This window comes from Microbacterium sp., from assembly GCF_051953575.1.
Taxonomy (GTDB): Bacteria; Actinomycetota; Actinomycetes; order Actinomycetales; family Microbacteriaceae; genus Microbacterium.
Map to the genome: position 1 here is coordinate 1 of NZ_JBQCIP010000298.1, position 10,149 is coordinate 10,149.

At 71.9% G+C, this 10,149-nt stretch carries 10 protein-coding genes; 6 read left to right on the top strand and 4 right to left on the bottom strand.

Features of this window, described 5'->3' with window-relative positions:
• Positions 1–177 (top strand): transporter associated domain-containing protein (locus tag ACTHNQ_RS19030; protein WP_440335517.1); only part of this gene is annotated, 177 nt, incomplete at its 5' end.
• A complete protein-coding gene (locus ACTHNQ_RS19035; RefSeq protein ID WP_440335508.1) occupies positions 174–1,232 on the top strand; it encodes a hemolysin family protein in 1,059 nt (352 codons plus the stop codon). The genes ACTHNQ_RS19030 and ACTHNQ_RS19035, both read left to right, overlap by 4 nt.
• A 135-nt stretch (positions 1,233–1,367) precedes the next feature.
• Here the strand turns inward: ACTHNQ_RS19035 and ACTHNQ_RS19040 are convergent, their stop codons facing one another.
• Positions 1,368–2,441: an NADH:flavin oxidoreductase/NADH oxidase gene (locus tag ACTHNQ_RS19040; protein WP_440335509.1), complete on the bottom strand. Its 1,074-nt coding sequence runs from the start codon at positions 2,439–2,441 to the stop codon at positions 1,368–1,370.
• Between the two features lie 35 nt (positions 2,442–2,476).
• Between ACTHNQ_RS19040 and ACTHNQ_RS19045 the strand changes: the two genes are divergently transcribed.
• The 4 genes from ACTHNQ_RS19045 to ACTHNQ_RS19060 are packed head-to-tail and all read left to right on the top strand — an operon-like array spanning position 2,477 to position 5,720.
• On the top strand, positions 2,477–3,304 hold the full coding sequence (locus ACTHNQ_RS19045; protein ID WP_440335510.1) for an ADP-dependent NAD(P)H-hydrate dehydratase: 828 nt from the start codon (positions 2,477–2,479) through the stop codon (positions 3,302–3,304).
• 42 nt (positions 3,305–3,346) lie between these two features.
• Positions 3,347–4,585 (top strand): hypothetical protein, encoded by a 1,239-nt coding sequence (locus ACTHNQ_RS19050; RefSeq protein WP_440335511.1) that lies wholly within the window; start codon positions 3,347–3,349, stop codon positions 4,583–4,585.
• Between the two features lie 47 nt (positions 4,586–4,632).
• The gene (locus ACTHNQ_RS19055; RefSeq protein WP_440335512.1) at positions 4,633–4,950 is read left to right on the top strand and encodes a thiamine-binding protein; all 318 of its coding nucleotides are present in this window, start codon (positions 4,633–4,635) and stop codon (positions 4,948–4,950) included.
• On the top strand, positions 4,950–5,720 hold the full coding sequence (locus ACTHNQ_RS19060; RefSeq protein ID WP_440335513.1) for an NUDIX hydrolase: 771 nt from the start codon (positions 4,950–4,952) through the stop codon (positions 5,718–5,720). The genes ACTHNQ_RS19055 and ACTHNQ_RS19060 overlap by 1 nt, the downstream gene beginning before the upstream one ends.
• Here the strand turns inward: ACTHNQ_RS19060 and ACTHNQ_RS19065 are convergent.
• The 3 genes from ACTHNQ_RS19065 to ACTHNQ_RS19075 form a co-directional block, all read right to left on the bottom strand.
• Positions 5,707–7,530 (bottom strand): peroxidase family protein, encoded by a 1,824-nt coding sequence (locus ACTHNQ_RS19065; protein ID WP_440335514.1) that lies wholly within the window; start codon positions 7,528–7,530, stop codon positions 5,707–5,709. The genes ACTHNQ_RS19060 and ACTHNQ_RS19065 overlap by 14 nt on opposite strands.
• 59 nt (positions 7,531–7,589) lie before the next feature.
• Positions 7,590–8,795: a homoserine O-acetyltransferase MetX gene (metX, locus tag ACTHNQ_RS19070; RefSeq protein WP_440335515.1), complete on the bottom strand. Its 1,206-nt coding sequence runs from the start codon at positions 8,793–8,795 to the stop codon at positions 7,590–7,592.
• 135 nt (positions 8,796–8,930) lie between these two features.
• The coding region (locus tag ACTHNQ_RS19075; RefSeq protein ID WP_440335516.1) for a bifunctional o-acetylhomoserine/o-acetylserine sulfhydrylase at positions 8,931–10,149 on the bottom strand (1,219 nt) is incomplete at its 5' end.

Genomic DNA, 10,149 nt, shown 5'->3' on the forward strand with positions numbered 1-10,149 from the left:
GGCGGCTACATCATGAGCGTGCTCGAGCGCATCCCGGTCGTCGGCGACGACGTCGAGATCGAGGACGGCACGCTCGAGGTGCAGCGCATGGACGGCCGCCGCGTCGACCGCGTCCGCTTCACGCCGAGGCCGATGCCCCACGACGTCGATTCCGCCGAGGGGGGTGAGCGCCGATGAACGACTGGGCCGGAATCGTATGGCTGGTCGTGCTGCTGGTCGCCAACGCCTTCTTCGTCGGCGCGGAGTTCGCCGTCATCTCCGCGCGCCGCTCGCAGATCGAGCCGCTCGCCGAGAAGGGCTCGCGGTCGGCCAAGACCGCGCTCTACGCCATGGAGCACGCGACGCTCATGCTCGCGACCAGCCAGCTCGGCATCACGATCTGCTCGCTGCTGATCCTGAACGTGTCGGAGCCGGCGATCCACCACCTGCTGGCCGCCCCGCTGGGGCTCACCGGCTGGTCGGAGGCGCTGGTCGACGGCGTCGCCTTCGCCGTGACCCTCGTGCTGGTGTCGTACCTGCACGTCGTGTTCGGCGAGATGGTGCCGAAGAACCTCGCGTTCTCGGTGCCCGACCGCGCGGTGCTGATGCTCGCGACGCCGCTGGTGTGGATCTCGAAGGTGTTCCACCCGGTGATCGTCACGCTCAACTGGATCGCGAATCATGCCGTGCGGCTGTTCCGCATCGAGCCGAAGAACGAGGCCGCCTCGACCTTCACGCTCGAAGAGGTGGCGACGATCGTCAACCAGTCCCGCATCGAGGGCGTCCTGCAGGACACCGCGGGCACGGTCGCGGCGGCCGTCGAGTTCACCGACAAGAAGGCCGCCGACGTCGCCGTGCCGCTGTCGGACCTCGTGACGCTCCCCGAGACCACGACTCCCGACGAGATCGAGCGCGCCGTGTCGAAGCACGGGTTCTCGCGCTACGTGATCGTCGACGAGGCGGGCGAGCCGGTGGGGTACGTGCACCTGAAGGACATCCTTCGCGCCGCGGAGGGACCGGATGCCGCGACCGACGTCGCGCGCCGGATCCCGACCAAGCGCATCCACCACATGGTGCCGGTGCTCGAATCGACCGACCTCGAAGACGCGCTCGCCGTGATGCGCCGCGCCGGTCGCCACCTGGCTCAGGTGCGCGACGACGCCGGCCGGACGACGGCCGTGCTCTTCCTGGAGGACATCATCGAGGAGCTCATCGGCGAGGTGCAGGACGCCACTCGGCGCCGCGGCTACTGAGCGATGAAGGGATGCCGGCGGCCGAGGCTGCCGGCATCCCTTCGTCTCCGCGTCGGATCTGTGGGTTTGGGGCGCGTTGCGTCCGTTCGGGGCGCGCCTCGAACGGACGGGATGTGCCCCGCACCGGGATGTGCGTCAGGTGCCGGACGGTCGCGCACGCAGGTACTGCGCCGGCCAGTAGTCGATGTCGGCGCCGAGCTCGACCGACGCGCGCAGCCCGTAGTGCGGGTCGCGGAGCCACTCGCGGCCGGCCATGACGGCGTCGGCTGACCCCTCGGCGAGGATGCGCTCGGCGTGGACGGCGTCGTCGATCATGCCGACCGCGTTCACCGGCACACCGGCCTCACGACGCACGCGCTCGGCGAGGTGCACCTGATAGCCCGGGCCGGTCGTGATGCGCTGGTGCGCGACGAGCCCGCCGCTGGAGATGTCGAAGAAGTCCGCGCCGCGCTCGGCAGCCCACCGCGCGACGGTGACGGTGTCGTCGGCGTCCCAGCCGCCGTCGGCCCAGTCGGTGGCCGAGAACCGTACGATGACCGGGACGCCGGGTGCGGCATCCCTCACCGCATCCAGCACCCGCAGCAGGAGCCGTGCCCGGTTCTCGAGCGACCCGCCGTACTCGTCGTCTCGACGGTTCGACAGCGGCGAGAGGAACTGGTGCAGCAGATACCCGTGGGCGGCGTGCAGCTCGAGCACCTGGAACCCGGCGTCGACCGCGCGGCGGGCGGCGGCGGCGAATCCCTCGACCACCCGGTCGATCCCGGCGAGGTCGAGCGCGACAGGCTCGGCGAAGCCCTCGAAGGCGATCGCCGAGGGGGCGACGGTCGTCCAGCCGCCCTGGTCGGCGGGGACCGTGCCGCGATGCCCCGAGAAGGGCGACCACGTGGACGCCTTGCGGCCCGCGTGGGCGAGCTGCACGCCGGCGACGGCGCCCCGCGCCCGGATCGCGGCGACGATCGGCGCCCACGCGTCGCGCTGCGCGTCGGTCCACAGTCCGGTGTCTTCGGGCGAGATGCGGCCCTCGGGCACGACAGCGGTGGCCTCGGCCACGATGAGCCCGGCACCACCCGAGGCGAACTGCGCGAGGTGCGTGTGGTGCCACTCCTGCGGTACCCCGTCGACGGCGCTGTACTGGCACATCGGCGACACCCACAGCCGGTTGCGCACCGTGAGGTCGCGCAGGGTCAGGGGTGTGAAGAGGCGGGTCATCGGGATCCTTCGCGTCGCGGCGGTACTGTGACCGCATGGTTCGGGAATGGACGCGAGAGGATGCCGCGCACGCCCTTCGGAGGCCAACGGCCGCCGACGACAAGTATTCCCGGGGTGTGCTGGGCATGCGGACCGGCTCGGACGCGTACCCCGGAGCCGCCGTGCTGGGAGTCGAGGCCGCATGGCGCACGGGCCTCGGGATGGTGCGGTACCTGGGCGGCCCGCGCGCCGCGGGCCTCGTGCTGGCCCGGCGGCCCGAGACGGTGACGGCCGACGGCCGCGTGCAGGCCTGGGTGATCGGTTCCGGGACGGATGCCGCCGCCCGGACGCCCGCCGAGACCGCCGCGCTCCGCGCCCTGCTGAGCGACACCGACCCCGTCGTGGCCGACGCCGGGGCGCTCGACCTCGCCGTCGAGGAGGAGGCCACGGCACCCCGCATCCTGACCCCGCACGACCGCGAGCACGCCCGCCTGCGCGCGGCGCTGGGGCTCGCGCCCGCCGGGACGGACCGTGTGGCCGCCGCGGCCGACACCGCCGAGGCGACCGGCGCCGTCGTGCTGCTCAAGGGGGCCGTGACGATCGTCGCCGCGCCGGGCGGGTGGGCCGCGACGGTCGAGGCCGGCACACCGTGGCTCGCGACCGCCGGCACCGGAGACGTGCTGGCAGGCGTGATCGGCGCGCTCGTCGCCGGCGCGGCCGCCGGCTCACCGCCCGACGGGAGCGCGCTGGCCGCGCTCGCCGCCTCGGGCGCCTGGCTGCACGGCCGCGCCGGCGCCCTCGCCTCGGCGGGTGATCGGCCGATCACGGCGCTCGACGTCGCAGACGCGCTGCCGGGCGCGGTCGCCGAGGCCCTCGCGGGCTGAGGTCGGACGGGCGCCGCGGCGAGGCATCCCTAGGATGGTGGGGTGTCTCGGCGGGCGGTGGTGTGGGTCGCGTTCGCCCTCGTCCATGCGGCGGTGATCTGGCTCGGATTCACGGGAGACCACGCGGCGTCGTGGGATGTGGACCAGCTGTACCGCTGGTGGGCCGGCCGCACGCTGTCGGGGCAGGCGATCCCCGGCATCACCGAGGGGTGGGTGTACCCGATCCTCGCGCACGCGCCCATCCTCGTCGTAGGAGCGGTGAGCCCGCTGATCGACTACACGCTCGGGTGGGGTCTTCTGGTGACCGCGATGGATGCCGCCGCCTTCGCCGTGCTCGTCGGCCGCGGCCGCTCGCGCGGACGGCTGACCGCCGCCTGGTTCTGGCTCGCCGCCATCCTCGCGCTCGGCGGGGTCGGGATGTTCCGCCTCGACGGCGTGACCGTGCCGCTCGCGATCCTCGGATCGCTGTGGCTCGTCGGCAGGCCGTGGCTCGCGTCGACCCTGCTCGCCGTCGCCACGTGGATCAAGGTGTGGCCCGCGGCGCTCCTGGCGGCCGCCGTCATCGCCGTGCGACGGCGCCTTGCGATCATCGGCGGTGCCGCGATCGTCTCGGCGATCGCCGTCGGCATCGTGCTGGCGCTCGGCGGCGGTGCACACCTGTTCGGATTCGTCGGCGACCAGACCACGCGCGGCCTGCAGATCGAGGCGCCCGTCAGTGCGGTGTACATGGTCATGGCCGCCGCCGGGGTGCCCGGCGCCGCCGTCCGCTATGACGAGGACCTCATCACGTTCCAGGTGACCGGTCCGGGTGTCGACGCGGTGATCGCGGCGATGACGCCGGTGCTCATGATCGGGATGCTGGCGATCGCGGTCGTCGGGACGCTCAAGGCGTGGCGCGGGGCGGGGTTCGCGGCGCTCTTCCCGCCGCTCGCGGGCACGCTCGTGCTCGGGTTCATCGTGCTCAACAAGGTCGGATCGCCGCAGTACCTGACGTGGATCATCGCGCCGCTCGTCGCGGGGCTCGTGCTGCGCCGCCGGGAGTGGCTGCGTCCGGCGGTTCTCGCGGTGCTGATCCTCGTGCTCACGCAGCTCATCTTCCCGTTCTTCTACGACGCGATCCTCTGGCTCTTCCCGGCCGCGGTGGGCCTGCTGGTGCTGCGCAACGTGCTCCTGGTGGCGCTGTTCGTCTGGACGCTCGTGCGGCTGGTGCGGGTGCCGGTGCCGGCGCACCGCCCGGTGCCGCGAGCGACGGCGGCTCCTCCGCACGGCATGACAGAGTAGGGACCGGGCCATGAGGCATCCCTCGCCCACTGACTACGGAGGTTCTCATGCTCGTCGCATTCTCGGTCGCTCCCAGCGGAACGGGCCGCGCCGACGGCTCGGTGCACGACGCGGTCGCCGCGGCCGTGAAGGTCGTGCGCGACAGCGGGCTGCCGCACCGCACGACGTCGATGTTCACCGAGATCGAGGGGGAGTGGGACGAGGTGTTCGACGTCGTCAAGCGCGCCACCGACGCCGTGGCGCCCTACGGCTCCCGCGTGTCGCTCGTGCTGAAGGCCGACATCCGCCCCGGGTACACGGGCGAGCTCGACGCGAAGATCGAGCGTCTGGAGGCGGCGATCGACCGGCAGGCCGACGCCTCCTGATGCCCGACCCGACGCCCGCAGAGCGCGCGCTGCGCGCCGTCGCCGACTCGGTGGCGGACTCGCGGGCGCGGCGTCCCGAGGACGCGACCGATCGGACGATCCCGGTGGCGGCGACCGTCCTGCTGCTGCGCGACGGCGACGCGGGTCTCGAAGTGCTCATGATCGAGCGCCCCGACCGCGGCTCGTTCGCGGGAGCGTGGGTCTTTCCGGGCGGCAAGCTCGAGGACGACGACCGGATGGGCTCCGATGACGTCGAGGAGGACGCCGCCCGTCGCGCCGGCGTCCGTGAGACGCGCGAAGAGACGGGTCTCGCGATCGACCCGGCCGTGTTCGAGACGCTGTCGGTCTGGGACCCGCCGCCGGGCATCGCCCTGCGGATCCGCACGTGGTTCTTCCTGGCGCCCGCGCCGGCCGGCGAGCTCGTGCTGTCGCCCGGCGAAGCGGTCGCCGCGCAGTGGGCGCGGCCTGCCGACCTGCTCGAACGTCACGGGCGGGGGGAGCTCACGCTCTACCCGCCCACCTGGGTGACGCTGCACGGCCTCGCCGCGCACCCCGACGCCGCATCGGTCCGGGGCGCCGCCCGGCTGGCGGGTGTCCAGCACTTCGAGACGGTGGCGCGCCGCGGTGCGGAAGGACCGGTGCTGCTGTGGCACGGCGACGACGACTGGGATCCGGATGCCGCAGCATCCGGATCCCGTCATCGCCTCGAGATCGGCGCCCTGCCGTGGCGGTACTCGCGCACGGGCGGCGCCGGTCTCACGGCTGGGTGACCCCCGCGACGCCGACCAGGTCGGCGAACGTGAAGGTCGCCGGGTTGCTGCGCGGCAGGCTCGGCGCGAACGAGACGTTGAGGATCGAGAGCACGTCCCGTCGCAGCATCCTGACGAACGTGTCGGCGACGATCTTCGCCCCCAGCGGCCCGAGCCTCTCGCCCCCGGTCTTCACGGCCGCCTCCCGCAGCACGTAGTACCACAGCGGCGTCTTCTTCAGCAGCAGACCGCCGTCCTTGTTCAGCACCGCCGTCTCGGCGGCGCCGAGTCCCGTGGTCAAGTCTGCGGCGGTCAGCACCGGCACGCCGAGCTCCGCAGCCGTCGCCTGCCCGCTCGGCAGCCCGAGCACGAGCCCGCGCACCAGGTTGCGCGCGGCGAGCACGCCCATCAGCTGGGCGGTGGTGCCGTCGCCGTCGAGGTCTGACAGGGCAGGCGCGAGCGCGCTGTCGATCTTGCGCGCGTGGTTGAACACCGGCACCGGGATGCCGGTCTCGAAGAACGCGTTGAAGTCGACGACCCAGTTCGAGAACACCGGCGTGCGGTCCACCGAGATGAACGAGAAGACGTCGCTCATGGGCTTCGTCTTGAGGGTGAAGTTCAGCCAGTAGTCGTTGCGGACCATGCTGTGGCCGAACCGGTACGCGGCGACCGAGAACTCCACCGGCATGCGGAACTTCGTGGGCGGGAACACGCCCGCGATCGCCGCGTCGACGGCCGCCTGGCCGCAGATGCGGGGAAGGAAGTCGTGCAGCACCGCCCACTGGTAGTGCAGCGTCACCAGCCGCTTCGCCTCGATGAAGATGTCGCCGCTGAACCCGGCCGCGACCAGCAGATCCACGACGGCGTTGTGGAATCGCAGCATCGCATGGTGCAGCTGCGACACGATCAGGTTCTCGTTGTTGCGCGGGTCGCCGATGATCGCCGTCTTCGCGGCCGTCCGCGGAACGTCGAAGTCGGTGTGCTCGAGCATCCCGCCGGCTCCCGCCGCGCCTCCGGCGCCGCCGGGCCCGAAGGGCAGGTTGGTGCCGACCATCAGCCGGAACGCGGATGCCGGCTCCCCGGGCTTCGGCGGCGCGTACAGGAACGCGTCCAGGGCAGGCCCCTTGCCGTACACACTGTCGAGATCGAGTACGGGCGACCGCATGTTGTTGATCGTCGTCGCGTCCACGATCGTGGGCGAGTCGATCGCCGACGAGACGTCGAGCGTGATGTCGTGGTCGACGAACTGCCCGACGTACGTGTATCCCGACGGTGTCGCCGAGTCGTCGGCCGGAGCGCCGGTGTCGCCCATGGCGCGGCCGAGCTCCTCCAGCAGAGCGCGGTTGGCCGCGGTCAGCGGCAGCCTGCTCGCCGTGCGTGTCGCCGGCTTCGTCAGGTACCCGAACTTGTCGGCGCAGTCCGACGCGAACGACGGGAACGGGAAGTACCCGAGCGAGAACTTGGCGCCGTGGAATCGGGCGACCGGCCCGCGCAGGTGCACGAGCGAATCGCGCACGTCGACGGGCAGCTCGTGCTCGTCCACGCGCGGACGCACCGCCGCGATGGACTCCAGCAGCGCGTCCACGCCGAAGCGCTGTGCCGCGGGGATGGCCTTCGCGTCCTCGCGCACCGCCTTCGCGCTGCGCGGGGCTCTGCGCCGGGCCGCCGGGATCTCGTCCGCGCCGCCGTGCAGACCTGGGCCTGCATGATGGCCGTCGGCCGGCGGCGCGTCGGCGCCGTCGCCGTCGAGATGGAGCTGAGCACGCAGGAACGGCTGCGCGCGGAAGGCGTCGGCGGCCGCTTCAGCGCCCGTCGTGTCTTCTCTGGTCATGGCTGACCCCTTCCGATCGGTTGTCGGTAGGGAGGAGCGGTGCCGAGCGGGTGATACGACTACGCGTCGAGCAGGCGTCGCAGGTGCGCGCCGACGGCGGAGGTCTCGATGAGGAACCCGTCGTGGCCGAAGTCGCTGGCGAGCACGACCGCGCGGTCGCCGTCGAGCGTGTTCGGGATGCCGCGGGCGATGCGGTGCTGACCGTCGATGGGGAACAGCCGGTCGCTGTCGATGCCGAGCACCAGGGCGGTCGCGGTCACCCGGGCGAGCGCGTCCTCGACGCCGCCGCGGTCACGGCCGACGTCGTGCGAGTTCATGGCCTCGACGAGCGTGATGTACGAGTTGGCGTCGAAGCGGCGCGTGAACTTGTTGCCGTGGAAGTCGAGGTACGACTCGACCGCGAATCGTCCGCCATGGCCGAGCGGGCTGACCCCGGACTGCCACGAGCGCTGGAATCGCTGATTCAGCTCCGTGGGGGAACGGTAGTTCAGGAGCGCCATGCGACGGGCCAGGGCAAGTCCGCGGGTGGGGCCGTCGCCGTCGCCGGCGTCGTAGTACTCGCCGCCCTGGAACCTCGGGTCGATCTGGATCGCCTCGATCTGCACCGAGTTCAGGGCGATCTGGTCGGCCGTGTTCACGGGCGGCGACGACAGGATGCCGACCCGCCGCACGCGGTCGGGCAGACCCACCGCCCATTCCAGCGCGTGCATGCCGCCCATCGAGCCGCCGATGACGGCCGCCCACACGTCGATGCCGAGCGCGTCGGCCAGGCGCACCTGAGCGGCGACCTGGTCGCGGATCGTCAGGTGCGGGAAGCGCGAGGCCCACTCGTACCCGTCGGGACCGATGGATGCCGGACCGGTGGAGCCCTGGCATCCGCCCAGCATGTTCGGCGCGATGACGAACCAGCGATCGGTGTCGATCGGCGCACCCGGGCCGACGATGTCGTCCCACCAGCCGCTCGTCGGGTGGCCAGGACCTGCGGCGCCGCGCACGTGGCTGTCGCCGGTGAGCGCGTGCAGCACGAGCACGGCGTTGTCGCGGGCGGCGTTCAGCTCGCCCCACGACTCGTAGGCGAGCCGGTAGGCGGGCAGCTCGCTGCCCTGCTCGGTGCGGAACGCCCCGAACGCCGCGAACCTGCGGTCGCCGAGCGGGTCGCCGTCGCGCCATGCGCCGGTCGCCGGCGGACGCCCCAGCAGCTGCCGCGCGTCGGCCTCCGTCACCGGCGCGCTCGGCACCGTGTCTTCGGAGGTCTGCCAGTCCATTCGACCATTCTCTCGTGCCTGAACGGGGTTTGACGGCGCGTTACGGACAGTGCGTTCCCGGCGAGTCTCCGGAATGACGGATGCCTCGACCCGACGTCGCGTCGGGCCGAGGCATCCGGTCCCTGAGGAGGGTTCTTAGGCGCGGGCCGCCTCCGACACGCGGCGTGCCGCGGCGAGAGCCTGCTCGAGGTCGGCCTTGAGGTCGTCGATGTTCTCGAGACCCACCGAGAGGCGCACCAGGCCGGGGGTGACACCGGTCGTCAGCTGCTGCTCGGGCGTGAGCTGCGAGTGCGTCGTCGAGGCGGGGTGGATGACGAGCGAGCGCACGTCGCCGATGTTGGCGAGGTGGCTGAAGAGCTCGAGCGAGTTCACGAACTCGCGGCCGGCCTCGACGCCGCCCTTGAGCTCGAACGACAGCACCGCGCCGACGCCCTTGGGCGCGTACTGGTTCGCCGCGGCGTACCAGGGCGACGTGGGCAGACCGGAGTAGTTCACCGAGGCGACGTCGGCGTGGTTCTCGAGCCACTCCGCGATCTCCTGTGCGTTCTGCACGTGGCGCTCGACGCGCAGCGACAGCGTCTCGATGCCCTGGATCAGCAGCCAGGCGCTGTTCGGAGCGATCGCCGCGCCGAGGTCGCGCAGCAGCTGCACGCGCGCCTTGATGATGTAGGCGAGGCCGTCGCCGACCGCCGCCGTGTACGAGGCGCCGTGGTACGACGGGTCCGGAACCGTGAGGCCCGGGAACTTGTCGACGTTCTTGGACCACTCGAACGTGCCGCCGTCGACGATCACGCCGCCGATCGTGGTGCCGTGGCCGCCGAGGAACTTCGTCGCCGAATGGACGACGATGTCGGCGCCGTGCTCGAACGGGCGGATGAGGTACGGGGTCGCGATCGTGTTGTCGACGATGAGCGGCACGCCGTTCTCGTGGGCGATGTCGGCCACCGTGCGGATGTCGAGCACGTTGATCTTCGGGTTGCCGATCGTCTCGGCGAAGAACAGCTTCGTGTTCGGGCGGACCGCGCGGCGCCACTCCTCGGCGTCGTCCTGGTTCTCGACGAAGGTCGTCTCGATGCCGAGCTTGGCCAGCGTGTACTTGAAGAGGTTGTAGGTGCCGCCGTAGATGGAGCTCGACGACACGATGTGGTCGCCGGCCTCGGCGATGTTGAGCACCGCGAACGTGGCCGCCGCCTGGCCGCTGGCCAGCAGCAGTGCGCCGGTGCCGCCTTCGAGGGCGGCGAGGCGCTCCTCGACGACCGCCTGCGTGGGGTTCTGGATGCGCGTGTAGATGTTGCCGAACTCGGCCAGCGCGAACAGGTTCGCGGCGTGGTCGGCGTTGTCGAACACGTACGAC

What these genes read in the sequence shown, in the direction of transcription:
- metX (WP_440335515.1), bottom strand. Translation starts at nt 8,795, where the DNA reads ATGGACTGGCAGACCTCCGAAGACACGGTGCCGAGCGCGCCGGTGACG.
- ACTHNQ_RS19045 (WP_440335510.1), top strand. Translation starts at nt 2,477, where the DNA reads ATGGTTCGGGAATGGACGCGAGAGGATGCCGCGCACGCCCTTCGGAGG.
- ACTHNQ_RS19055 (WP_440335512.1), top strand. Translation starts at nt 4,633, where the DNA reads ATGCTCGTCGCATTCTCGGTCGCTCCCAGCGGAACGGGCCGCGCCGAC.
- ACTHNQ_RS19060 (WP_440335513.1), top strand. Translation starts at nt 4,950, where the DNA reads ATGCCCGACCCGACGCCCGCAGAGCGCGCGCTGCGCGCCGTCGCCGAC.
- ACTHNQ_RS19065 (WP_440335514.1), bottom strand. Translation starts at nt 7,530, where the DNA reads ATGACCAGAGAAGACACGACGGGCGCTGAAGCGGCCGCCGACGCCTTC.
- ACTHNQ_RS19035 (WP_440335508.1), top strand. Translation starts at nt 174, where the DNA reads ATGAACGACTGGGCCGGAATCGTATGGCTGGTCGTGCTGCTGGTCGCC.
- ACTHNQ_RS19040 (WP_440335509.1), bottom strand. Translation starts at nt 2,441, where the DNA reads ATGACCCGCCTCTTCACACCCCTGACCCTGCGCGACCTCACGGTGCGC.